This window comes from Glutamicibacter uratoxydans (assembly GCF_006539925.1).
Classification (GTDB): Bacteria; Actinomycetota; Actinomycetes; order Actinomycetales; family Micrococcaceae; genus Glutamicibacter; species Glutamicibacter uratoxydans.
This window is the reverse complement of sequence record NZ_BJNY01000006.1, coordinates 1-22963: the sequence shown is the minus strand read 5'-3', so window position 1 is coordinate 22963 and position 22963 is coordinate 1. Positions and strand designations below refer to the sequence as shown.

Below are 22963 nucleotides of genomic sequence, written 5' to 3'. Positions count from 1 at the left end.
AGCGATTGCCACCCAGCGCGCGGAAAGGGCCGGACCGCCATCGCAGTCCGGCCCACGCCGCCCAGATCGCCGCTTGCCGCGCGCGGCTAGCGGTTGAGCAACACCGCCTGGAACAGCTCCGGCGCACGCTGTTCATACCATTTGCCGCCCAGCACGATCCCGCCGGCCAGCAGCCCAAGGCCCAGCACCAGACCAATGCCCAAGGCGAGGAAGCCCAGCGTCGCGGACTGCGTCGCCAGCCCGATGCCGAAAGGCACCGCCACCGGAATCAGCAGCACCGCCATGGTGCCCATGGTGCCCAGCTGGGTCAGCGCCATGCGCAGGCCGTTGCCCGGCGGGGTCTTCATCGGGTTCTCCCCCGGCAGCGCCACCGCATAGGTGTAGCGCGCCGATGCCACCGAGGAGACGCCCAGGGCCACCAGGAAGGCGGCCAGCGACAGGCCTAGGTCCCCGGGCAGGCGCCAAAGCTGGTCGGAGAGCACCGCTGGAAGCACCGCTGCCAGCAGCAGCGGGATGATGCCGACCAGGAAGCAGGCCGCCGCGCGCCCCGCTCGGTCGGCCGCCCCGGAAATGCCGGTGAGCACGTGCAGTGCAAAGGCGGTGTTGTCATAGGAGACGTCGGCGGAGATTGAGAAGCCCAGCAGGATGCCGAACAGCGGGCCCAGGAAGTACATCATGGTGTAGCTGCCCGACTGGTTGCCGGCGAACCAGAAGATGATCGGCAGCATCGGCACCATCAGGATGCTGATCGCATAGCGCGGGTCCTTGAACCAGTAGGTCAGCGCGCGGGCCGCCACCGCGCCCACCGGCGTGGCGGGCAGCAGCTTGAAGAATCCCAGCCCACGGGCGGTGGCCGCGCGCTGCTGCGGCGCAGGGGCGGCGGTCGCGGCGCCGGTGGCTCGCACCAGCAGCACATACAGCCCGCCCAGATACACCGCGCCGAGCACCGCGCAAATGCCCAGCCGCGCGAAGTCTCCGGCGGCCAGCGCCCCGGGCAATGCGTTGAAGGCGCCCAGCGGCGTGTAGGCGAGCACTGCCGAGATGGGATCGATCCAGTCGCTCATGGTTTCGGCCGCCGAAATCACCGAGCTGAGCAGCGGGCCCAGGGAGACCAGCAGCAGGAACAGCAGGCCGAAGGTCAACTCGCGGAAGCGGCGCTTGGCACGCAGCGCGGTGGCCATGATCGTCAGGTATTGGCACAAGAGCACCGCCATCACCGCGGTGGCAAGGTTCGCGGCCAGCGCCAGCAGCATGACCCCGGGCTGCAGCCGCCACATGCCGGCGGATCCCAGCAGCCCCAGGATGGTCAGCAGCGCAGGAACCGAAATGAATCCGGCCAGCACCAGGGCCGGGCCCAGCACCTTGGGGTCGATGCCGAAATGGACGAAGCGGGAGGGCTCCAGGGTCAGGTCCACGCCGGTGAGCAGCGGCGGCACCACCGCCCAGCCAAGCACCGCCACGGAGCCGATCAGGATGCTCAGCTGCCCCGGGAAGGGGTTCTGCTCGGCGGTGAACCAGCAGGCTAGGGCGAGCATTACGATCATGCCCAGCACATAGAGCCCTCCGATGACCACGCCGATCAGCTGCCCCACCGAGCGCTTGAACCCGTTGCGCAGCAGGCGCAGCTTCAGGCCTAGGATGTGTGCAACCATGACAGCCCCTCGTTGGTTCCGCGCCCGCCGACCAGATCCACGAAGCGCTCCTCCAGGCTCTTGCCACCGCGGACCTCGTCCACGGTGCCCTGCGCCTTGAGCACGCCGGCGGCGATGACCGCCACGTGCGTGCACATGCGCTGGACCAGGTCCATCACGTGGGAGGAGACGATCACGGTGCCGCCGAAGCTCACGTAGTCGTTGAGGATGTCGCGGATGTTCGCGGCGGAGACCGGGTCCACCGCTTCGAAGGGCTCGTCGAGCACCAGAAGCTTGGGCGAATGGATCATCGCGGTGGCCAGCGAGATCTTCTTGGTCATGCCGGCGGAGTAGTCGACGACGAGCTTGTCCCCGTCGGAGGCCAGGTCCATCACGCGCAGCAGGTCTTCGGTGCGCCGCGCCACCTCCTCGCGCTCCATCCCGCGCAGCAGCCCGGAGTAGGTGACCAGCTGGCGTCCGGTGAGCCTATCGAACTGCCGCACCCCGTCGGCCAGCACACCCAGGGTGCGCTTGGCGGCCTGCGGCTCGGCCCAGATGTCGATGCCGTTGACCAGCGCGCTGCCGGCATCCGGGCGCAGCAACCCGGTGGCCATGGAGAGCATCGTGGTCTTGCCGGCGCCGTTGGGGCCGACCAGCCCGTAGAAGGAGCCTGCCGGGACCTGCAGGCTGACGTTGTTTACTGCGACCTTGGCGCCAAACTGCTTAGCCAGGGCGCGAATATCAAGCGCGATCGGATTCATACCTCGAGATTAGCAACCGCCCAAGTCAGCATGCATCATCCTTTGGAGCTAATCCTCACAGCGCACGGCAGCGCCGGTGCTCCCTGGATGGGAACACCGGCGCTGCTGGGTGCGGGCGGCGCGGCTGCGCGCCGCTGGACCGCGGGGGCTAGAACAGCACGCGGGCCAGCTTCTGCCGGGAGGCCGCCACGCGCGGGTCGTTGTTGCCGATGACTGCGTAGAGCTCGATCAGCCGGCGGCGCACGCGCTCGCGGTCCTCGTCCGCCAGCCGTGCGATCAGCGACACCAGCCGGGCGAAGGCGTCCTCCACGTGGCCGCCGACCACGTCCAGGTCTGCCACGTCCAGTTGGGCGGCCAGGTCATCGGGGTTGGCCGCCGCGGCGGCGCGGGCCTGGTTCAAATCGAGGTTCTGGGTGCGCGAGAGCAGGCGGACCTGGTAGAGCCCCACCTGGGCCTCGTGGTCGTTCGGCTTCTCGTTCAGGGCTTCCAGGTAGGCAGCTTCGGCGGCGGCGTAGTCGCCCTCGTCGATGGCATCCACCGCCTTCTGGTGCAGCGGCGGAAGGGCCGGCTGCGCCTCGGCCTGCCCCGCAAAGGGCGGAACCGTGCCGCTAAGGCCCTGCTGCACCGCCAGCTGGTGCAGCTGGCCGAAGACCTGTTCGATCTGGTCGGTAGCGGCAGGCCCCTGGAACAGCGGCACCGGCTGGCCGTTGACCAGCGCGACGACCAGCGGGATCTGCTGCGCCTGGAACGCCTGGGCGATCTGCGGGTAGGCTTCCGCGTCGACCAGGCCCAGCACCAGCGAGCCTGCACGGGCGTCGACCAGCTGCTTCAGCGCGGTGTCCAGGTCCACCGAGACCTGCACCCGCGGCGAGCCCAGCGAGACGATCGCCGGCACGCGCTGCGAGAGCGCGACGAACTGCTGGAACGAGGCCTCGTCGAGCTGCATGGTCCAGGTGGCCTGCTGCGTGCCAGCGTCGGCGTCGGTGGCCTGCAGCTGGTGGGAGGACAGCGAACTGAGGTCCACCGCACCGCGGGCCGAGGGGATGCTCGCTTCTTCGCTCATTGCTACTTCACTTCCTTTGCGTTCAGCAGGACGACCTCGGCGGCGATGAGCTGGATCTTCTCATCCGAGCCCTCGGCCGGCACGTAGATCATCACTGGCTCGGCGTAGTTGATTTCAACGTCTCCGGTGGAGCTCGCCTTGCCCAGCAGCTTCTTGGTCAGGTCGTCCTTGCCCTTGAGCGGGTCCGAATCCTCGGTGCGCTCGAAGACCGCCTTCTGGTTCAGCTTGCCGGTGACGATTGCGCCGCCGTCAGGGGTGGAGACCGCCTTGGTGTCGCCCTCGGTCACGCTGCGCGAGTACTTGACCTTTGCCTCGTTCGCTTCCTTGGACTCGTCTTTCTGGTCCGCGTGGATCGCCTTGATGAACTCCGAGTCGGCGAACTTGCCGGCGGCCTTGGACTTTTCGTTGCTCAGCACGTCGGCCAGGGACTTCAGCGCCTGGGCAGGGGTCTGCTGCAGGCCCTCGGCCTTGGCATCGAGCTGCTTGATCGACGGATCGCCCACGGCGATGCCCGGGAAGCTGGCGCCGGGAAGCATCTGCTCGGCGAAGACCACCTTGTAGTTATCCCGCGCGCTGTTCTGCACCAGGGTCAACGCGATCGGCAGGGTTTCGGCGTCCGCATCCTTGGCGGTCACGACGCTGATCACGCGCGGGAACTTCGCTTCACTGGTGTTCGGGACGGCGGCCGAGCGCAGCACCGAGGTGTTCAGGGCCAGCGGCTTGGTGACCTTGATGTCGTCCTTGAGGATGTCGTACCGGCTGGAGCGGATGTACTTGAAGGCTCCGGCCGCGCGGGCTTCGAGGGCCTTGGCATCCTGCTCGTCATCGGCCTTGCCCACCTGCTTCTGCACGTCGGCCAGGATGCGGGTGAGCTGTTCCTCGGTCACGACGGGGAAGGCCGCAGGCGCCGCCTGCTCCGCGCCTTCGCCACTGGCAGTTGCCTCCGCCGGAGCGGTTTCGGTGGCGGGGGTTTCGGTGGCGGCGGACTCGGTCGGGGTCGCGCTGGCATCGTCCTTGGGAGCCATCGGCACCGCAACGCCGGAAACCGCCAGTGCGACGACGGCTGCGGCGGCGATGGAATGCTGCGAGGTGGACTTTGCGGCAGGTGCCGCCGCGCCCTTGCCGGTGCGCATCACCAGCAGCGCCAGCCCGAAGACCAGCAGCAGCGCGCCGGCGATGATCAGCGGCAGCGCGAAAGGCATGGCGGCGTTGTTCGCGTAGGTCACCGAGATGTTGGTCGGGGCGTCGGCCTTGCCGTCGGCGGCCAGCAGCAGCGACCAGTCTCCGGAATCCGGAGCGGTCCAGCGGTAGGTCATGGTGCCGTCGGCGGTCTGCGAGTCGAAGAAGACGTCGCCGCCCTTGGGGTTCGGCACCTCCTTCTTGCCGTCCACGAAGGAGGCCTGCATCTGGTGGTTCTCGGTGTCGATGCCGGTCACCGAGACGTGGGCGGCGTCACCCACCCAGGAGTCCACGTCGAAGCTGCGGCCAAGGGATGCGGTGAATTCGCCGTCGCCGGTGATCACGAGTTCAACCGGGGCCAGCTTCTCCGAATTCACGCTTGATTCAATCAGCGTGAGCGGGGCTGTTCCATCAAGTTGGGGCATAGTAGCGGTGACCGTTTCGGGCGGGGCCCAAAAGGTCTTCTGTCCGATGCCGACAACCAGGGCAGCGGCCCCGAGCAGCATCGCGATCACGGAGATTACTTTTCGCACGATTTCACCTAATTTACCTACGTCTGCAGCTGTACTTTCCCAAGTCTAACGAGTATGTCCCGCCCGTTGTTCCTAAAAGGTTCTGTGAGCTGACTCATTTGACCTGTGCACGCGGTGTCTTTGAGCACAATCTGCGCCCGTCTGCGCGTATGCTCGTTGCCATGCACTCAGATCAGCCACGTGAACGGCGCGAACCCGAGGTGAACGGCGGGCATCCTCCGCAGCACGCACAGCACGCCGCCGACGGCGATGCCGCCCCGGCAGATGCTGGGTCGCGGCATGCAGGCGGCTCTCAGGTTCCGCAGCAGGGCGCCGACGGGGGCCAGCACAACGCCCCGGAGCGCACTGCCCCCGACGCCCAGCCGGCGGCCCCAGTCCAAACGCGCCGGCCCGGGCGCCTGGCCCGGAGGCTGAACAGCTTCTTCAGCCCGCCGCGCCGCGCCGACGCGCTGGGCGAGGTTCCCGAACAGGGCGCGGAGCAGGCTCCGGAGCCGATTGCCGCGCTGCACCCGATCTCCATGGGCTTCTTGGCAACGATCGGCGTCGGGTTGGCTTTGGGCGGCTACTACGTCCTGACAAATGTGGGCTCGCTGATTACCTGGATCGCCATCGCGCTGTTCATCGCGCTCGGGCTGGATCCGATTGTGCGCGCCATGGTGTCCAAGGGGCTGAGCCGGCCGTTGGCCGTGGCGGCGACGATGGTGGGCATCCTCGCGGTGTTCGGCGGGTTCATGGCGCTGATCATCCCGACGCTGGTCACCCAGATCACGAACTTCATCACCTATGCGCCGACGTATATCGACGACTTCCTGGGCAGCGAATGGCTGGTGCAGATCGACCGGCAGTACGCGCTGACCCAGCGCATCAACGACGAGGTGAACCGCTTCTTCGGCGACTCCGGTGCGATCACCAACGTCTTCGGCGGCGTGCTGGGCGTTTCGCAGACCGTCGCGCAGTCGATGTTCGGCATCCTGATCGTGCTGGTGCTGGCGATCTACTTCCTGGCCTCGCTGCCCACGATCATGGGCTTCGGGCTGCGCCTGGCCCCGCGCTCCAAGCGCGAGCGCGTGGGCGAACTGGCAACCCGCATCACCCGTTCGGTGGGTAACTACGTCATGGGCCAGGCCACCGTTGCGTTCCTGAACTGCTTGGTGGCGCTGCTGCTGATGGTGATCCTCAAGGTGCCCTTCGCCGCCCTGCTGACCCTGGCGGTGGCGGTGCTTGCCTTCATCCCGCTGGTGGGCGGGGTGATCGCGGGCCTGCTGGTCACCGCGGTGAGCCTGTCTCTGGGCTGGCAGAGCGCGCTGATCTACGCGTTGTGCTACTTCGGCTACCTGCAGGTGGAAGCCTACTTCGTCTCCCCGCGCATCATGCGCCGTGCGGTGGCGGTCCCCGGTGCGGTGGCGGTGATCTCGGTGATCGCCGGCGGTGCGCTGGCGGGCGTGGCCGGCGCGCTGATGGCAATCCCGGTGGCGGCCAGCGCGATGATCCTGCTGCGCGAGGTGTTCATCGCCCGCCAGGACCGGCTCTAGAACCGCGCCGGAGCCGAGGCTAGTACCTGTAGGAGCGGGTCTCCCAGCAGCGCGGATGCCAGTGCCTGCGCGCCGCCGCGGAGGCGTCGTCCCCCGACCAGTGGTCGGCGCGCCAGGCCACGATATGAGCCACGCCGACGGCGATATTGCGGTGGCAGCCCGGGCAGGAGTAGATCTTCTGCGCGTTCAGCGGTGAAATCTTGCGCACATGCCACTGCCCGTCCGGCGCGTCCTGCAGCACTTCCACCCCATAGCGGGCGCGCTGCATCCACACCTCCTGCTCCCCTGCCTGCGCTTCGAAGTCCTCAGTCGAGTAGCTGCGCGAGGAACCACGCGATTTGGAGTTGCGGCGGGGGCGGTTTGAACGGGGCATGTCATTAATCATGCCGTATCGCCCGGCCGCACGGGCAACCAGCTAGTAAAGTGGGTCGGGTGCGTTTAGTGGTTGCAAAGTGTTCAGTAGATTACGAGGGCCGGCTTCGGGCCCACCTGCCGTTGGCTACCCGCCTGATCATGGTCAAGGCCGACGGCTCGGTGCTCATCCATTCCGACGGCGGCAGCTACAAGCCGCTGAACTGGATGAACTCGCCGCTGACCCTGCGCGAAGCCGCGCCCGACGAGGACGCCGCCGCCCTGGGCGCCACCAGCAGCTGGATCGTGTCCAGCACCAAAACCGATGACAAGCTGACCATCAACTTCCAGTCCATTGAGCACGACTCGGCCCATGAGCTGGGCACCGACCCGGGCCTGATCAAGGACGGCGTGGAGGCGGACCTGCAGCGCCTGCTGGCCGAGCAGATCGAGCTGCTGGGCGACGGGCACAAGCTCATCCGCCGCGAATATATGACGGCGATCGGGCCGGTGGACATCCTGGCCCGCGACGGCTCAGGCGCCACCGTGGCGGTGGAACTCAAGCGCCGCGGCGACATCGACGGCGTCGAACAGCTCACCCGCTACCTGGAGCTGCTCAACCGCGATCCGCTGCTGCGCCCGGTCTCCGGCGTGTTCGCGGCCCAGCAGATCAAGCCACAGGCGCGCACGCTGGCCGAGGACCGCGGCATCCGCTGCCTCACCTTGGATTACGACGCAATGCGCGGAGTCGATGACTCGGCGGGCCGACTCTTCTAAGCTGTAAGCATGACTGCTTCGCGCTTAGTAATGTTCGCCACCCTGGTCTCCGACGGGCTCAAGCTCACCGACGGCGCTTTGGCCATCGACGGGGACCGCATCCGCTTTGCCGGCAACCGGGACGACTTCCTGCTGCTGGAAGACGCCGATGACTTCCAGGTGCACCCGGTGCCCGAAGGCGCCATCCTCACCCCCGGGCTGATCGACATCCACTGCCACGGCGCGGTGGGCGCCGACTTCGCGGCTCCCGAGCACCAGGCGGTGGGCCAGGCCATCGACTTCCTGCACCGCGCGGGCACCACGACGCTGCTCGCCTCGCTGGTCACCGCCGAACGCTCGGCAATGGTCGAAGCAGCCGAAATCCTTGCCGAGTTCGCCGAGGCCGGGCAGATCGCCGGGATCCACGCCGAGGGGCCGTTCCTGTCCCACGACCGCTGCGGCGCCCAGGATCCGCGCTATCTTTCGGACCCGCAGCCCGAGTTCGTCGACGAGCTCATGGCGGCCAGCCGCGGACAGCTGCGCACCATGACCTATGCGCCGGAGCTCGCAGGCACCGAGGAGCTGATCAGCCAGCTCGTCGCCTATGGCGTCGTTCCCTCGCTCGGCCATACCAATGCCTCATTCCAAGCTACCGCGGATTCGCTGCGCTTCGCCCGGGAGCAGCTGCGCAGCGCCGGCGTCGACGGCTTCACCGAAAAGCCCACCGTCACCCACCTGTTCAACGGCATGCCGTCGCTGCACCACCGCGAGCCCGGGCCGGTGGGCGCCTGCTTGGAGATGGCCCTGCGCGACGACGCGCTGCTTGAACTCATCGCCGACGGGGTGCACCTGTCCCCCGACGCCATCCGGCTGGTGTTCAATCTGGTCCGCGCCCGCGGGGTCATCCTGGTCAGCGATTCCATGGCCGCCACTGGGCTGGCCGACGGCCAGTACTCTCTGGGCCCGCAGGAGGTCGTCGTGGCCCAGGGACAGGCCCGCCTGGTCAAGGACAACTCGCTGGCCGGCGGCACCTCGACGATGCTGGACATCGTGCGCACCGTCGTCGCCAGCGGCGTGCCGCTGGTCCAGGCGATCTACGCTGCCACCGTCAACCCCGCGTCCTTGATCGGGCTTGCCGACGAGGTCGGCTCGCTGCACTATGGCTTCGCCGCCGATGTCCTGGTGCTCGATCCGCAGCTGAATCTGGTTGAGACCTTCCGCAAGGGACAGCTGCTCTAGCCAGCCAGCCCACCGGGCAGAACAACGCAAAATCCCGCTGCCTCCTCCCGTCAAGGAAGGATGCAGCGGGATTTTTTGGGTTTCCTGATGCTTGAAGCGGCTAAATCTGCCAGGATCCGGCGATCGGGCCGGCTTCAAGCCACGAGGAGAATCCCGTGTAATCCTGATAGTCCATGGCAAGCAACAGCGGCTGCCCACCGCGGACCAGTTCGACAATGACGAATCCCTGGGGAATCATCTGCACTTCGTGCTCGTCCGGCTTGCGCCAGCCGGTGATGTCAAGCCCCCGACGTTCGACGACGAAGCGTGGGATGGGCGAGACAGAGAAAAACCGCAACAGGTCTATATGCCCTCCGCCGTAGCGGCCGATCACCATCATCCATTTGCCCTTGGGCGTGAGGATGCTGGCGTCGAAGGTGCCCAGCGTGCGCCGCAGTTGAATGCGGCGCACTGCCATGGCGCCAAAGAACATCACGATGCCGGCCAAAACCAGCAGCGCTATAAGAACTGGTGCGGTTATCTCAATCAATTCATCGCCTACGCTGCGTTGTCCAGCACAGCGTTGTCGGCAACGATCACCACGCGGTCCGAATCAACGGAGAGGAAGCCCCCGTCGATCTGAACCGTGAAGCGGGACCCGGAAACCGGTTCGATTTCCAGATCGCCGGCGGCGAGCACAGCCAAAGTTGGAACGTGACCGGGCAGAACTCCGATCTCGCCGTTGACGGTGCGAGCCTTGATCAGCTTCTTCGCAGCGCCCGACCACACGAAGTGGTCGGCCGCGACGATTTCGACCTGAAGTTCGGCCATCGTTACTTGCTGGCCTTCTGGATCTGTGCCCACTGACGCTCAACGTCGTCCAAACCACCGACGTTGAAGAACGCCTGCTCTGCAATGTGGTCCAGGTCGCCATCGCAAATGGCCTTGAAGCCTTCGATGGTGTCCTTGATGGAAACGGTCGAGCCCTCGACACCGGTGAACTGCTTTGCAGTGTAGGTGTTCTGGGACAGGAACTGCTGGATACGGCGTGCACGTGCCACGACGATCTTGTCCTCTTCGCCCAGCTCGTCGATGCCGAGGATGGCGATGATGTCCTGAAGTTCCTTGTTCTTCTGCAGGATGCCCTTGACGCGGATAGCCACGTCGTAGTGGTCCTGACCGATGTACTGAGGATCCAGGATGCGCGAGGTCGAGGTCAGCGGGTCGATTGCTGGGTACAGACCACGCGACGCGATTTCACGCGACAGTTCGGTGGTTGCATCCAGGTGGGCGAAGGTCGCTGCCGGAGCCGGGTCGGTGTAGTCATCCGCAGGCACGTAAACTGCCTGCATCGAGGTGATCGAACGGCCCTTGGTCGAGGTGATGCGTTCCTGCAGCAGGCCCATCTCATCGGCAAGGTTCGGCTGGTAGCCCACGGCGGAAGGCATGCGGCCCAGCAGGGTCGACACCTCGGAACCGGCCTGGGTGAAGCGGAAGATGTTGTCGATGAACAGCAGCACGTCCTGGTTCTGCACATCGCGGAAGTACTCCGCCATGGTCAGAGCGGACAGTGCCACGCGCAGACGAGTTCCTGGTGGCTCATCCATCTGGCCGAACACCAAGGCGGTGTCCTTCAGAACGTTTGCCTCGTCCATTTCGACCCAGAGGTCGTTACCTTCACGGGTGCGTTCGCCAACACCGGCGAATACCGAGGTACCGCCGAAGTTACGTGCAACACGGGTGATCATTTCCTGGATCAGCACGGTCTTGCCCACGCCTGCGCCGCCGAACAGACCGATCTTGCCGCCCTTGATGTAAGGGGTCAGAAGGTCGATGGACTTGATGCCGGTTTCCAGCATCTCGGTCGAGCCTTCAAGGTCTGCGAACTTCGGTGGCTGGCGGTGGATTGGCCAGCGCTCGGTGACCTGGATCTCCGAGTTGTCAACGTCCAGGGCGTCGCCCAGCACGTTGAAGATGTGGCCCTTGACTCCGTCGCCAACTGGCACGGAGATAGCAGCGCCGGTATCGGTCACCTGGGTGCCGCGAACCAGGCCGTCGGTGGCCTGAAGGGACACGGCGCGGACCAGGTTGTCGCCAAGGTGCTGGCTGGTCTCGAAGGTGATCTTCTTGGTCTCGCCGTTGAGGGTCAACTCAGCGGTGAGTGCGTTGTAGATTGCAGGCATCGCATCGGCAGGGAACTCGACGTCCACGACCGGGCCAATCACGCGGGCAATACGACCGGTGGCCCCTGCGGTAACCTGCTCATTGAGTTGGGCAGTCATCTTTCTCACTTCTATCTCTGGTAGGAAGGTTTCGGTCTTAGTCGTTCAGCGCGTCTGCGCCGGCGACGATTTCCGAAAGCTCCTGGGTGATTTCAGCCTGACGGGCGTTGTTACGAAGTCGCGTGTACTTCTTGATCAGTTCGCCGGCGTTGTCGCCTGCGGCCTTCATCGCACGCTGGCGTGCAGCGAGCTCGGAGGCGGCAGCCTGCAACTGGGCGTTGAACAGACGCGAATCGATGTAACGCGGCAGCAGTGCATCCAGCACTTCCTCCGGCGATGGCTCGAATTCGTACAGTGGCAACAGTTCGTCGGTCGGAGTCTCGGTCTCTTCCTCGACAACCTCCAACGGCAACAGACGGATAACCGTCGGTTCCTGCGTGACCATCGACTTGAACTGGGTGTATACAACGTGGATCTCATCCACGCCGCCCTGCTCGTAGTCGGTAGCGAAGTCCTCTAGGAGGATTTCGCGCAGCTCGCGTGCGGTTTCAAAATGCGGGGAATCGGTGTTCCCGGTCCACACTCGGGCGTACTCGCGCGAACGGAAGTCGAAGTAAGCCTGGGCCTTGCGGCCGACCAAGTAGGTCTTGACTTCCTTGCCTTCTTCACGCAGGAGTTCCACGAGGTGCTCTGCCTGCTTCAGAACGCTGGCGGAGTAGGACCCGGCAAGTCCTCGGTCCGAGGTCATCACCAAAACTGCCGCGCGGCGGACGTTGTCCGGCTCGGTAGTCAGCGGGTGGTCAACATCGGCCTGGGACGCGACGGCGGTAACTGCACGGGTGATCGCATTGGCATACGGCAGCGAAGCCGCGACACGCGAACGTGCCTTGCCGATGCGGGATGCAGCGATCAGTTCCATCGCCTTGAAGATCTTGCGCATCGACGAGGTCGAGGCAATCTTCTGGCGGTAGACCCGAATCTGGGCTCCCATGTGTGTCCTTTCCTTATTCCCAACGTTTGGGGCGCGGCGCCAAAGCTGGCGCCGTACCCCTAAACGTTATGGAAAATGTCAGCGCTTCTGCTTGACGATCTGTTCCTGGTCAACGGACTCGGCGTCAAGAGCTGTGTGCTCTTCGCGGCCGGCTGCAACCAGCTGGTCATCGCCCTGACCGAAGAAGCCAGCCTTGAAGTCGGCGACGCCGGCCTTCAGTGCTTCAACGGTCTCGTCCTCCAGCTTGCCGGTCTGAGCCAGAACGGTCAGAACCTCGGTGCGGTGGCGCAGGTAGTCGATGAACTCGCGCTCGAAGCGCAGTACGTCTTCCACAGGAACATCGTCCAGGTAGCCGTTGGTGCCGGCCCACACGGAGACAACCTGATCCTCGACGGCGTACGGCTGGTACTGGCCCTGCTTGAGCAGTTCCATCAGTCGTGCACCACGGGTCAGCTGCTGCTTGGAAGCTGCATCCAGGTCCGAAGCGAACATTGCGAACGCCTGCATGTCGCGGTACTGAGCCAGTTCAAGCTTCAGGGTACCGGAAACCTTCTTCATGGCCTTGACCTGAGCGGCACCGCCCACGCGGGACACGGAGACACCCACGTCGACAGCTGGGCGCTGGTTGGCGTTGAACAGGTCCGACTGCAGGAAGATCTGGCCGTCGGTGATGGAGATGACGTTGGTCGGAATGAAGGCCGAGACGTCGTTCGCCTTGGTTTCGATGATCGGCAGACCGGTCATCGAACCTGCACCGAGCTCGTCCGATACCTTTGCACAACGCTCAAGCAGGCGGGAGTGCAGGTAGAAGACGTCGCCTGGGTAAGCTTCGCGTCCTGGCGGACGGCGCAGCAGCAGCGACACGGCGCGGTAGGCTTCAGCCTGCTTGGACAGGTCGTCAAACACGATCAGAACGTGCTTGCCGCCGTACATCCAGTGCTGGCCGATGGCCGAACCTGCGTATGGTGCCAGGTACTTGAAGCCGGCTGGGTCGGATGCTGGGGACGCCACGATGGTGGTGTACTCCAGTGCGCCCTGCTCTTCAAGGGTCTGGCGGACAGCTGCGATGGTCGAAGCCTTCTGGCCAACTGCTACGTAGATGCAGCGAACCTGCTTGGTCTGGTCGCCGGTTGCCCAGTTCGCCTTCTGGTTCAGAATGGCGTCGACGGCAATTGCGGTCTTGCCGGTCTGGCGGTCGCCAATGATCAGCTGACGCTGGCCACGGCCGATCGGGATCATGGCGTCGATTGCCTTGATGCCGGTCTGAAGCGGTTCGTGAACCGACTTGCGCTCGGTTACGCCTGGTGCCTGGAGTTCCAGGGCGCGGCGGCCCTCGGACTCGATTGGGCCCAGGTTGTCCAGTGGCTCACCCAGCGGGTCAACCACGCGGCCGAGGAAGGCGTCGCCGACTGGAACCGAGAGGATCTCGCCGGTGCGCTCTACCTTCTGGCCTTCTTCGATGCCGGTGAAGTCGCCGAGCACAACGACACCGATTTCGCGGGTGTCGAGATTCTGGGCCAGGCCCAGAGTGCCGTCTTCGAACTTCAGCAGCTCGTTAGCCATGACGGAAGGAAGGCCTTCCACCTTTGCGATGCCGTCGCTCGCGGTGATAACGCGACCCACTTCGGTACGCGATGCCTTACCCGGTTCGTAGGATGATGCGAACTCGTTTAGGGCATTACGGACGTCGTCAGCGTTGATGGTCAAATCGGCCATCTGCAGTCCCTGCTCTCCTAAATTGTGATCCACCGGCAAAGCGATGAATCGATGTGAATGAAGTCTGTGGTGGTCCTGGCGGGCCAGAACTTGATCCCGAGCCTCAAGGGCCTGGGAAGAAAGTCCTAGCCAACCAGGGCGCGGCGCAACTCGGCCACACGAGATGCCACGGAAGCGTCGACAACTTCGTCGCCAACCTTCACGACCAGGCCACCGACCAGCGATGGATCGGTAGTGGCGTTGAGCTTCAGCTTGCGACCGTAGATCTTGTTCAAGCTGGTCTCAAGACGCGATAGCTGTGCCTGCGAAAGCTGGACCGAGCTGGTCACCGCTGCGATCCAGCGCTGCTGCCGCTTGGCAACCAGCTCAACGAAGCGCTCAACCAGGGAAACCGGCTTCAGCCCGCGAGGGGCGGAAACTGCCTGGGAGATCAACGCCTGCGAGGTCTTCGACGCGTTTGGCACGAGCTTGAGCGCCAGAGCGCTCTTTGCCTCGGCTGGGGCCTGCGCATCATCCAACGCACGCTGCAGTTCGTGGTTAGCACGAACTACCTCGATGAAGGAGAACAGATCCTGTTCCAGCTTGGCCAGCCCCGAAGGCCCGTCCTGCTGCTCGGCCACTGCGGTCACCGCAGTGACAGCCAGCGTTTCGAGCGCATCGCTAATGTCGCGTTCCGAGCTCCAGCGGGTGGAAGCCAGCTGGGCGACGATGGCCTCGGCATCTGCCGAAACCTTTCCGCGCAACAGCTGTGCCAACAGGCTTGCCTTCTCGGCGGCTTCACGGGCTGGGTCAGTCAATGCTCGGCGGAGACCGGCATTTGCATCCAGTACTTCCAGGACCGCGAACAGTTCCTTCGGCAGCTCAATTGATGCCTGTGCCAGCTTGGGTTCAGCGAACTCCAAAGCCTTTGCCAATGACTCGCTCGATACACTTGCCATTAGTTCGATGCACCTGCGTTCTGCTGAGCTTCCAAATCGTTCAGGAACTGATCAACCACGCGCTGTGCACGGGCATCGTCCTTCAGAGCTTCGTCAACAATCTTGCTTGCAAGCTCGGTGGCCAAGGTGCCCACGTCGGTGCGAAGCGACGACAGAGCAGCAGTGCGCTCGGCCGAGATCTGACGCTGAGCCTGCTCGGTGATTCGAGTAGCCTCATCGGTTGCCTTGGTCTTCAGATCTGCGAGGATCTGAGCACCTTCGCTACGAGCATCCTCGCGGATGCGGTTTGCCTCGGTGCGGGCTTCCAGAAGCTGGGCCTTGTACTGTGCCAAGGTCTCCTCTGCTTCCTTCTGCGCAGCCTCGGCCTTCTCCAAGCCACCTTCGATCGCGGTGACGCGATCTTCGTAGGACTGCTCAAACTTCGGAGCAATCACCTTGACGACGATGAACAAGAGGAGCGCGAAGCCAACGCCCGTGACGAGAATTTCCCACGGGTTTGGCACCAGCGGGTTGGCCGATTCGCTCGCAGCGAGGATGAAGTCAGTGCTGTTCATTCTCACTATTCCTTATCTACTAGTTTTCGCTTGTGTGTCTGCCTCGCGATAGTGGCGAGGCCACTACAGTTGCGAAAAGACTAGGCGCCGACGACGAAGGCGAAGACCAGGCCCAGGATGGCCAGTGCTTCTGCAAGGGCGAAGCCCAGCATGGCGATTGGCTGCAGAATACGCTGAGCCTCTGGCTGACGTGCAACACCGTTGATGTAAGCAGCGAAGATCAGACCCACGCCGATGGCCGAACCGATAGCAGCCAGGCCGTAGCCGATCATATTCAGGGAGCCGTGCAACATGTGATTATGTTCCTTTCAAGATACCGAGCTGTTTGCCGGTAGGTTGTGAGGTATTCCTTGAGTGGCTCAAGGAAGAACTTTGATGGTTGGAAGTGACGAAGTTATGGCTTAGTGTGCGTCAGCATCGATCGCACCCTGGACGTAGATCGCGGTCAGCAGGGCGAAAACGAACGCCTGCAGAACCATGATCAGCAGTTCCAGGAAGTACATTGCGACCGAGCCGGCAATGATCAGAACGCCAAGGCCGTTCATGGCCAAGTTGTCCTGAACTACGATCAGGTAGCGTGCGCCGGCGGCAGCCAGCATCACGATCATGTGACCAGCCAGCATCGTTGCCATCAAACGCAGCGAGTGCGTCAGCGGGCGAACGATGAAGTTTGAAATGATTTCCAACGGAATCATCAGCGGCATGATCCAGCCCGGAACACCGGACGGAACAACGGCCAGCTTGAAGTAGCGGATACCGTGGTTCTTCAGGCCTACGGCAATCCAGGTGCCGTAGATGATGATTGCCATCGCGTATGCAGAACCAGCGTGTGAGAACGATGGAAGCTGCAGGAACGGAATTGCACCGAAGAGGTTGTTCAGCAGTACAAAGAAGAAGGTCGCGAACAGCAGAGGAACCCATGGACGGAAGTTCTTCTCGCCGATGATGTCGCGGCCAATGCCGTTACGCACGAAGGCGTAACCGGATTCAGCGATGTACTGCATCTTGCCTGGAACCAGCTTCGGGTTCTTGATGGCTGCGGTGAAGAACCAAGTGATGAGCACGATCGAGAGTACGATCATGAGCATCTGCTTGCCGAAACCCGTACCGTACTCAGCCAGCCAAGGGAAAATCTCTGGCAGGTGGGTGTCGGATACGGTCGGCGGAACGAATCCGCCTTCTTCTGAGGCCATTGGGAGCGCAAACGCGAGCAACGCGCTGTCCTCTCTGCAGTAACGGTCACGGGCAAAAGGTGGTGACTGGCGGTAACTGCCTTTCACCGTGTGAAGAAAAGATCAAACGGGCAACTCACAGAGTTGCCAAGAAAAGCATCAACTCTGATAGAGTGCCATCCTCAGGTCTCCCTGAAGATGAATTCCGATTCAACCGCGCACGATTATGCGCACGGCCGAAAATGACCCGTTAGTAAGCTTATCAAACTCACAGCATTCCTTTGACATATTTGTCGGAAGGCTGGGCCTACTCTTCGTTATAGATTGCAAGGCGGGCCTTCATGAAGGCACGCACCTCGCCAACCTGCCAGGCAACGAGAGAGATGGCAGCTGCAAGCACGAATCCCTGGCGGTCGACCCAAACGGGCAACCCCAGGTTCAACAGAACGAAGGCGATGCCGAAGACCTTGACGACGAATACCGCAAGAAATGCGGGCATAGCCCACGAACGGCGGATTCGTCCGGCAGCTTCGGCAATGAGAATGCCAATAGCAAAAAAGCCAATAACCATTCCGGCGGCCAGGGCCCCGGAGAGTGCGTACTGAAGATCAGCGATCAGCCAAGAAATCAGGAAAAAGGCCAAGCTCGCAATGATCGAGTACACCAATGACAGGCCAAGAATCGGCAGCCAGATGGACTTCGGTGCAGACGAAGCACTGACGCGGGCAGAACCAGAAGCCAAGTCCGCATCCTTTCTTCGTCTAAATCGAACGACCATCATGCACCCATCGATGCTGATGAAACTCAAGTCCTCCCAGGGCCGCAAAGCCCAAGGAAGAAGATCCACATTGAATTCTACACGAGATAGAAGTGATTGTCGGGATCCAGGCTAGGGCAATTTTCCGCTCGACTTTTTTCCAAACTTCACCCGTAGGGCACTCCACCGCTCGACGACCAGCGGTTTCCACGTTGCTAAGGCGACGCCGAAGAACACCAGCACGGCGATGGGCCAGACCAGTTCGACTGGGATGAATGCGATAGACACCACAGTCACGGCGATGGTTCCGGCCCAAATGTAAAGCAATATGACTGCTCGACGCACCGAGTGACCTTGGGCAAGCATCTTGTGGTGAATGTGCTTTGCATCGGGCGAAAACGGGGAGCGCTTATTCGCCAAGCGTCTGAAAACAGAGAGCACAAGGTCCAGTACTGGTAGGAAGACGATCACCATCGGCAGCAGCATCGGCATATAGGCGGGGATGTTCCGGAACCTCTGCGCTTCCAGTCCGCGCACATCGCCGGTGACGGCGATCGCGGATACCGAAAGAACCAGTCCGATTGCGAGCACGCCTGTTTCACCCATGAAGATGTTCGCCGGGTTGAAATTGTGCGGAAGGAAGCCTAAGCAGGCGCCGAGCAGCAGCGAGCAGAGCAGTGCTCCGACATTGGCATAGTCCTCGGCGCTGACGTGAGTGGCCAGGATGTACGAATAGACGAAGAAGGTTGCGGCGCCGATGGCGGCCAGGCCGGCGGCGAGTCCATCGAGCCCGTCGGAGAAGTTGATGGCATTCATCGTCAAAACGATCAAGAATACAGTGACTAGTATTTGTAGCCACTTGTAGTCGATCTCCCACGAACCCACCGGCAGCGACTGGATGAGGATGCCGTGGGTGGAAATGATCAGGCCCACCGTGATCTGGGCAGCCAGCTTCACATACCAGCGCAAGTCGAAGAGGTCATCGGCCAGCCCCAGGACAAGGATCAGCAGCATTGCCAGCACGATGCCGATGATCGGCTCGGGGTTGCTGAAAATGCCGTTGAAGAACCGCAGTTGGCTTGCCAGGGCGAGCCCGGCAAGGAATGAGGCGATGATCGCCACTCCACCGAATTTCACGATGGGGCTCTTGTGCTGATCCCTGGCGCGGACTTTCTGCCCGACGGTGTACCTCTCCCCGACCGATCTGACGATCGGTGTGAGCAGGTAGGAGACCGCAAATCCGAAGGCGATCAGGATGACATAGCTTCTCATGCGTCCTGGCCGGTGGCGTCCTGGCCTGGCTGGGGTTCTGAAGCGGCGGCGCCTGCGTCAGGCTCTTGTCCGAGGTCGAGGATCTGCGGCACCACGACGCGCAGTTCTGCAATGCTGATGGCGCCGGCTCGCACCACCCGCAGCGTCTCTCCGGTGGCGTCGACGATGGTGGAAGGCAGCACCTCTTCTCCGTCAGCGCCCCGGGAGCCCCCGTCGAGATACACGTCGACGGACTCCCCCAGCTGGTCCATGGCCTCGTCGGCTGTGGTGGCGGCGGGGTTTCCGGTGCGGTTGGCCGAAGACACGGCGAGCGGGCCGGTGACGGCCAGCAGATCCAGGGCCGTCTGGTCATTGGGCACGCGCAGCCCCACGGTGCCGCGGGTTTCGCCCAGATCCCAGGTCAGCGACGGCTGGGCCTGGAGGATCAGGGTCAGCGCGCCGGGCCAGAAGGCCTCGGCGAGCTTGCGTGCGTCATCGGGAACGTCGCGGGCCAGCCCATCCATCGTGGCGACCTGGGAAATCAGCACCGGAGGGGGCATCGTGCGGCTGCGTCCCTTGGCGGCAAGCAGCATGGCTACGCCCTGCGCGCTGAAGGCGTCCGCGCCGATCCCGTACACGGTGTCTGTGGGCAGGACAATGCAGCGCTGGGCCGACAGCGCCTGGCGCGCGGCCGCGAGGCCATCGGCGTATTCCTGCTCGTTGCTGACCGAAAATCGTGTGCTCACGGGTTCATTCTTTCATGTGCTGGTGCTGGTTTATGGTTCATCGCGCCGCAAAGGGCGCCTCAGGAAGCGATGCCGCTGGTAGACCGGGGCCTGCCGCTCAGATCCAGGTGCCCGGTCACCGAGGCGAAGCCGGCCTCGCGCAATAGCTGGGCCGCCGAGTGCTCTTGGACTTCTGCGTGTTCCATCACGAACATCCCGCCGGGGCGCAGCAGGCGCCGGGCCTGAGCGGCGATGGCCCGCGGGATCTGCAGCCCGTCCTCCCCCAGCCCATAGAGCGCCATCTGCGGATCGTGCTCGCGCACCTCGGGTTCGCGCGGCACCGCATTGGGGGGAATGTAGGGCGGGTTGGAGACGACCAGGTCCATCGTGCCCTCCAGCTCGGCAGGGAGCTTAGAGGCGTCCTGGTGCAGCACAGTGACTCCCACGGGTTCGCAGTTGGCCCGGGTGTAGCCGATGGCGTCGTCGGAGAGCTCCACCGCCCAGACTTCCGAGCCCGCGGCCTCGGTGGCCAGGGCCGCGGCGATTGCGCCCGATCCCGAGCACAAATCCACGCAACGCGGATGCGCCAGCTGCTGCGCGGCGAGGAAGTCGAGCCCCACTTGGACTACGCCTTCGGTTTCCGGGCGCGGGGAAAAGACCCCGGGGCCCACCTTGAGCGTGAGGTAGCGGAAGAATGCCTGCCCTGTCAGATGCTGCAGCGGGATGCGGGTGGCCCGGGCGGCAAGCAGCTCGCGGAACTGCGCTGCCTGCTGCGCGGTGAAGCTCTCGCCGCGCAGCTCGCGCAGCTTCAGCTCGGGCTTGTCGATGCCGAGCACGAAGCAAGCCAGCAGGTCCGCGTCCGCCATCGGGCTGGGCACTGCGGCGGCGGCCAGCTGGGCGATGCCGGCGCGGCGCAGCGCAGAGATCTGCAGGTGCCGGGCCTCGCGCCCATCCTGCTGGTCCTGCGCGGAAGCGCCGTGCCGTCCGCCGGTGCTGATTTCAGACGCCATGGGCTTGCAGGCTACTCGCCCAGCGCCGCCAGGCGCTCTTCCTCGTCCATCTGGATGCAGGATTCGATGACCGGCTGCAGGTCGCCGTCCATCACCGCGTCCAGGTTGTAGGCCTTGTAGCCGGTGCGGTGGTCAGCGATGCGGTTTTCCGGGTAGTTGTAGGTGCGGATGCGCTCGGAACGGTCCATGGTGCGGATCTGGCTGGCGCGCTGGGCCGAGTTCTCCGCGTCGATCTGCTCCTGCTGGTGGGCCAGCAGGCGCGAGCGCAGCACGCGCATGGCCGCTTCGCGGTTCTGGATCTGCGACTTCTCGTTTTGCATGGCCACCACGATGCCGGTGGGCAGGTGGGTGATGCGCACCGCGGAGTCGGTGGTGTTCACCGACTGGCCGCCGGGGCCCGAGGAGCGGTAGACGTCGATCTTCAGGTCGTTCTGGTGGATCTCCACCTCTTCGGGCTCGTCAACCTCCGGCAGCACCAGCACGCCGGCGGCGGAGGTGTGGATGCGGCCCTGGGATTCGGTGACAGGTACGCGCTGTACGCGGTGCACGCCGCCCTCGAACTTCAGGTGGGCGTAGACGCCCTCCGCCGGGTCGTTGGACGAGCCCTTGATGGCCACCTGGGCGTCCTTGTAGCCACCGAGGTCGGACTCGTTGTAGGAGATCATCTCCACCTTCCAGCCTTTGTGCTCCGCGTAGCGGGTGTACATGCGCAGCAGGTCTGCTGCGAACAGGGCTGCCTCGTCGCCGCCTTCGCCGCCCTTGACTTCGAGGATGACATTGCGTCCGTCGTTCTCATCGCGCGGGATCAGCAGGCGGCGCAGCTTTTCCTCCAGCGCGGGCAGCTGCTCGGTGAGGGTTTCCACCTCTTCGGCGAAGTCCGGATCCTCGTCGGCCATTTCCTTGGCGGCTTCCAGGTCCTCGGTGGCGGCATGCCACTTGTTGTAGGCCTCGACGATGCCGTTCAGCTGCGCCGAGCGGCGGCCGAGCTTGCGGGCCAGGGACTGGTCGGCGTAGACCGCAGGATCGGAGAGCTGCGCCTGAATCGCGGCGTGCTCCTCAAGTAGCGACTTGACGGATTCAAACATGGTGTAGCTCTTCCTTTATGTCTACGCGGGACCGGTGGTGGCCGAATTAAATTCTACGGCTAAATCTATGACACGCTGCGAGCGTGCTGGCGTGATCTGCGTGGCAGCGGCACGCTGACGCGCCGATGGCGTCCAGCTGAATCAACAGCTGGACGCCATGGCGGGTGCGGAACTAGTGCTTGTCCGGAGTGGTCTTGTTGACCAGCATCAGGAACTCCGCGTTGGACTGGGTCTCGCGGATCTTGCCGGTGAGCACTTCCAGCGCCTGCTGCGGGTCGATGCCCGAGAGCATGCGGCGCAGACGCCACATGATGCGCACCTCTTCGGCGCTCATCAGGGCCTCTTCGCGGCGGGTGGAGGACGCGTTGACGTCGACCGCCGGGAAGATGCGCTTCTCTGCCAGCTGGCGCGAAAGGCGCAGCTCCATGTTGCCGGTGCCCTTGAACTCCTCGAAGATGACCTCGTCCATCTTGGATCCGGTCTCCACCAGCGCGGTGGCCAGGATGGTCAGCGAGCCGCCGTTTTCGATGTTGCGCGCGGCGCCGAAGAAGCGCTTCGGCGGGTACAGGGCCGCCGAGTCCACGCCGCCGGAGAGGATGCGTCCGCTGGCAGGGGCCGCCAGGTTGTAGGCGCGGCCCAGGCGGGTCATCGAGTCGAGCAGGACGACGACGTCCATGCCGAGTTCCACCAGGCGCTTGGCGCGCTCGATGGCGAGCTCCGCCACGGTGGTGTGGTCATCGGCCGGGCGGTCGAAGGTCGAGGCGATGACCTCGCCCTTGACGGTGCGCTGCATGTCGGTGACTTCTTCGGGACGCTCATCCACCAGCACCATCATCAGGTGCACTTCTGGGTTATTGGTGGTGATGGCGTTCGCGATGGACTGCAGGATCAGGGTCTTGCCGGCCTTGGGTGGCGAGACGATCAGGCCGCGCTGGCCCTTGCCGATCGGGGCGACCAGGTCGATGACGCGCGGGCCGACCTTCTTCGGGTCGGTCTCCAGGCGCAGGCGCTCGGTCGGATACAGCGGCACGAGCTTGTTGAACTCGACGCGCTCCTTGTTGTCCTCTGGCTTCTTGCCGTTCACGGAGGTCAGCTGCACCAGAGCGTTGAACTTCTGGCGCGGGTTCGGGGTTTCGCCCTCGCGCGGTGCGCGAATGGCACCGACGATGGCGTCGCCCTTGCGCAAGTTGTACTTCTTGACCTGGCCCAGGGTGACGTAGACGTCGTTCGGGCCCGGCAGGTAGCCGGCGGTGCGGACGAATGCGTAGTTCTCCAGCACGTCCAGGATGCCTGCGATCGGCAGCAGGACGTCGTCCTCGCTCAGCTGCGGCTCGTCGTCGTCGCGGCGGTTCCGGCGGTTGCGGTTGTTCCGGTCGTTGCGATCCTGGTTGCGGTCGTTGCGGTCGCGGCGGTTGTTGCCGCGCTCGTTGCGATCCCCGCGGTCATTGCGGTCGTTGTTGCGCTCGCGGCGTTCACGGCGCTCATTGCGGTCGTTGTTGCGCTCGTTGCGATCGCCCC

The 22963-nt window shown here is 64.0% G+C and carries 23 protein-coding genes; 3 read left to right on the top strand and 20 right to left on the bottom strand.

Annotated elements, in window-relative coordinates; all coding sequences use genetic code 11:
- Nucleotides 1–86 precede the first annotated feature (86 nt).
- From AUR04nite_RS05785 to AUR04nite_RS05770, 4 genes are all read right to left on the bottom strand, one after another.
- Nucleotides 87–1652, bottom strand: a complete 1566-nt coding sequence (locus AUR04nite_RS05785; RefSeq protein ID WP_141362894.1) for a transporter — start codon at nt 1650–1652, stop codon at nt 87–89.
- Nucleotides 1634–2392, bottom strand: coding sequence for an ABC transporter ATP-binding protein (locus AUR04nite_RS05780; protein ID WP_141362892.1), 759 nt, complete (start codon nt 2390–2392; stop codon nt 1634–1636). Before AUR04nite_RS05780 ends, AUR04nite_RS05785 begins: the two co-directional genes overlap by 19 nt.
- Nucleotides 2393–2540: 148 nt before the next feature.
- Entirely contained in the window at nt 2541–3455 is a 915-nt protein-coding gene (locus AUR04nite_RS05775; RefSeq protein ID WP_141362890.1) for a tetratricopeptide repeat protein, read from the bottom strand.
- 2 nt (nt 3456–3457) lie between these two features.
- Nucleotides 3458–5167 carry a hypothetical protein gene (locus tag AUR04nite_RS05770; RefSeq protein WP_141362888.1) on the bottom strand — a complete coding sequence of 570 codons (1710 nt, stop codon included), beginning with the start codon at nt 5165–5167 and terminating at the stop codon, nt 3458–3460.
- Between the two features lie 161 nt (nt 5168–5328).
- Between AUR04nite_RS05770 and AUR04nite_RS05765 the strand changes: the two genes are divergently transcribed.
- A complete protein-coding gene (locus AUR04nite_RS05765) occupies nt 5329–6699 on the top strand; it encodes an AI-2E family transporter (RefSeq protein WP_246055398.1) in 1371 nt (456 codons plus the stop codon).
- Nucleotides 6700–6718: 19 nt separating this feature from the next.
- On the opposite strand, the gene AUR04nite_RS05760 is transcribed toward AUR04nite_RS05765, so the two are convergent.
- On the bottom strand, nt 6719–7072 hold the full coding sequence (locus AUR04nite_RS05760; RefSeq protein ID WP_141362886.1) for a hypothetical protein: 354 nt from the start codon (nt 7070–7072) through the stop codon (nt 6719–6721).
- 59 nt (nt 7073–7131) lie between these two features.
- Here AUR04nite_RS05760 and nucS point away from each other — a divergent pair, with 59 nt between their 5' ends.
- Nucleotides 7132–7827 (top strand): endonuclease NucS, encoded by a 696-nt coding sequence (nucS, locus tag AUR04nite_RS05755; RefSeq protein WP_141362884.1) that lies wholly within the window; start codon nt 7132–7134, stop codon nt 7825–7827.
- A 9-nt stretch (nt 7828–7836) separates the two neighbouring features.
- Nucleotides 7837–9045: an N-acetylglucosamine-6-phosphate deacetylase gene (gene nagA / locus AUR04nite_RS05750; protein WP_141362882.1), complete on the top strand. Its 1209-nt coding sequence runs from the start codon at nt 7837–7839 to the stop codon at nt 9043–9045.
- A 100-nt stretch (nt 9046–9145) separates the two neighbouring features.
- Here nagA and AUR04nite_RS05745 read toward each other — a convergent pair whose 3' ends face one another.
- The 15 genes from AUR04nite_RS05745 to rho all read right to left on the bottom strand — a co-directional run.
- Nucleotides 9146–9574 (bottom strand): DUF2550 domain-containing protein, encoded by a 429-nt coding sequence (locus AUR04nite_RS05745; protein ID WP_141362880.1) that lies wholly within the window; start codon nt 9572–9574, stop codon nt 9146–9148.
- An 8-nt stretch (nt 9575–9582) separates the two neighbouring features.
- Nucleotides 9583–9855 (bottom strand): F0F1 ATP synthase subunit epsilon, encoded by a 273-nt coding sequence (locus AUR04nite_RS05740; protein WP_141362877.1) that lies wholly within the window; start codon nt 9853–9855, stop codon nt 9583–9585.
- Between the two features lie 2 nt (nt 9856–9857).
- Nucleotides 9858–11306, bottom strand: coding sequence for a F0F1 ATP synthase subunit beta (gene atpD, locus AUR04nite_RS05735; protein ID WP_141362875.1), 1449 nt, complete (start codon nt 11304–11306; stop codon nt 9858–9860).
- Between the two features lie 37 nt (nt 11307–11343).
- A complete protein-coding gene (locus tag AUR04nite_RS05730) occupies nt 11344–12237 on the bottom strand; it encodes a F0F1 ATP synthase subunit gamma (RefSeq protein WP_141362873.1) in 894 nt (297 codons plus the stop codon).
- Nucleotides 12238–12315: 78 nt separating this feature from the next.
- Nucleotides 12316–13953, bottom strand: a complete 1638-nt coding sequence (atpA, locus tag AUR04nite_RS05725; protein WP_141362871.1) for a F0F1 ATP synthase subunit alpha — start codon at nt 13951–13953, stop codon at nt 12316–12318.
- 125 nt (nt 13954–14078) lie between these two features.
- Complete coding sequence (locus AUR04nite_RS05720; protein ID WP_141362869.1) at nt 14079–14891, bottom strand: F0F1 ATP synthase subunit delta; 813 nt, start codon at nt 14889–14891, stop codon at nt 14079–14081.
- On the bottom strand, nt 14891–15445 hold the full coding sequence (locus tag AUR04nite_RS05715; RefSeq protein WP_141362867.1) for a F0F1 ATP synthase subunit B: 555 nt from the start codon (nt 15443–15445) through the stop codon (nt 14891–14893). Before AUR04nite_RS05715 ends, AUR04nite_RS05720 begins: the two co-directional genes overlap by 1 nt.
- A gap of 80 nt (nt 15446–15525) precedes the next feature.
- Nucleotides 15526–15738, bottom strand: coding sequence for an ATP synthase subunit C (locus AUR04nite_RS05710; protein WP_038990456.1), 213 nt, complete (start codon nt 15736–15738; stop codon nt 15526–15528).
- Between the two features lie 108 nt (nt 15739–15846).
- On the bottom strand, nt 15847–16638 hold the full coding sequence (gene atpB / locus AUR04nite_RS05705; RefSeq protein ID WP_141362865.1) for a F0F1 ATP synthase subunit A: 792 nt from the start codon (nt 16636–16638) through the stop codon (nt 15847–15849).
- A gap of 286 nt (nt 16639–16924) precedes the next feature.
- The gene (locus AUR04nite_RS05700; protein WP_141362863.1) at nt 16925–17464 is read right to left on the bottom strand and encodes a hypothetical protein; all 540 of its coding nucleotides are present in this window, start codon (nt 17462–17464) and stop codon (nt 16925–16927) included.
- Nucleotides 17465–17506: 42 nt separating this feature from the next.
- Nucleotides 17507–18646, bottom strand: coding sequence for an MraY family glycosyltransferase (locus AUR04nite_RS05695; RefSeq protein WP_141362861.1), 1140 nt, complete (start codon nt 18644–18646; stop codon nt 17507–17509).
- Entirely contained in the window at nt 18643–19371 is a 729-nt protein-coding gene (locus AUR04nite_RS05690; RefSeq protein WP_141362859.1) for an L-threonylcarbamoyladenylate synthase, read from the bottom strand. Before AUR04nite_RS05690 ends, AUR04nite_RS05695 begins: the two co-directional genes overlap by 4 nt.
- Nucleotides 19372–19430: 59 nt before the next feature.
- Nucleotides 19431–20360, bottom strand: coding sequence for a peptide chain release factor N(5)-glutamine methyltransferase (gene prmC / locus AUR04nite_RS05685; RefSeq protein ID WP_141362857.1), 930 nt, complete (start codon nt 20358–20360; stop codon nt 19431–19433).
- An 11-nt stretch (nt 20361–20371) separates the two neighbouring features.
- Nucleotides 20372–21445 carry a peptide chain release factor 1 gene (gene prfA, locus AUR04nite_RS05680; RefSeq protein ID WP_141362855.1) on the bottom strand — a complete coding sequence of 358 codons (1074 nt, stop codon included), beginning with the start codon at nt 21443–21445 and terminating at the stop codon, nt 20372–20374.
- Nucleotides 21446–21617: 172 nt separating this feature from the next.
- A partial coding sequence (gene rho, locus AUR04nite_RS05675; RefSeq protein ID WP_141362853.1) for a transcription termination factor Rho occupies nt 21618–22963 on the bottom strand: 1346 nt, incomplete at its 5' end.

Coding starts and splice junctions, on each gene's coding strand:
- atpD (WP_141362875.1), bottom strand. CDS start 11,306: ATGACTGCCCAACTCAATGAGCAGGTTACCGCAGGGGCCACCGGTCGT.
- prmC (WP_141362857.1), bottom strand. CDS start 20,360: ATGGCGTCTGAAATCAGCACCGGCGGACGGCACGGCGCTTCCGCGCAG.
- AUR04nite_RS05780 (WP_141362892.1), bottom strand. CDS start 2,392: ATGAATCCGATCGCGCTTGATATTCGCGCCCTGGCTAAGCAGTTTGGC.
- AUR04nite_RS05775 (WP_141362890.1), bottom strand. CDS start 3,455: ATGAGCGAAGAAGCGAGCATCCCCTCGGCCCGCGGTGCGGTGGACCTC.
- AUR04nite_RS05710 (WP_038990456.1), bottom strand. CDS start 15,738: ATGTTGCACGGCTCCCTGAATATGATCGGCTACGGCCTGGCTGCTATC.
- atpA (WP_141362871.1), bottom strand. CDS start 13,953: ATGGCCGATTTGACCATCAACGCTGACGACGTCCGTAATGCCCTAAAC.
- AUR04nite_RS05785 (WP_141362894.1), bottom strand. CDS start 1,652: ATGGTTGCACACATCCTAGGCCTGAAGCTGCGCCTGCTGCGCAACGGG.
- AUR04nite_RS05715 (WP_141362867.1), bottom strand. CDS start 15,445: ATGAACAGCACTGACTTCATCCTCGCTGCGAGCGAATCGGCCAACCCG.
- nagA (WP_141362882.1), top strand. CDS start 7,837: ATGACTGCTTCGCGCTTAGTAATGTTCGCCACCCTGGTCTCCGACGGG.
- AUR04nite_RS05720 (WP_141362869.1), bottom strand. CDS start 14,891: ATGGCAAGTGTATCGAGCGAGTCATTGGCAAAGGCTTTGGAGTTCGCT.
- AUR04nite_RS05760 (WP_141362886.1), bottom strand. CDS start 7,072: ATGCCCCGTTCAAACCGCCCCCGCCGCAACTCCAAATCGCGTGGTTCC.
- AUR04nite_RS05765 (WP_246055398.1), top strand. CDS start 5,329: ATGCACTCAGATCAGCCACGTGAACGGCGCGAACCCGAGGTGAACGGC.
- AUR04nite_RS05730 (WP_141362873.1), bottom strand. CDS start 12,237: ATGGGAGCCCAGATTCGGGTCTACCGCCAGAAGATTGCCTCGACCTCG.
- prfA (WP_141362855.1), bottom strand. CDS start 21,445: ATGTTTGAATCCGTCAAGTCGCTACTTGAGGAGCACGCCGCGATTCAG.
- AUR04nite_RS05740 (WP_141362877.1), bottom strand. CDS start 9,855: ATGGCCGAACTTCAGGTCGAAATCGTCGCGGCCGACCACTTCGTGTGG.
- AUR04nite_RS05695 (WP_141362861.1), bottom strand. CDS start 18,646: ATGAGAAGCTATGTCATCCTGATCGCCTTCGGATTTGCGGTCTCCTAC.
- atpB (WP_141362865.1), bottom strand. CDS start 16,638: ATGGCCTCAGAAGAAGGCGGATTCGTTCCGCCGACCGTATCCGACACC.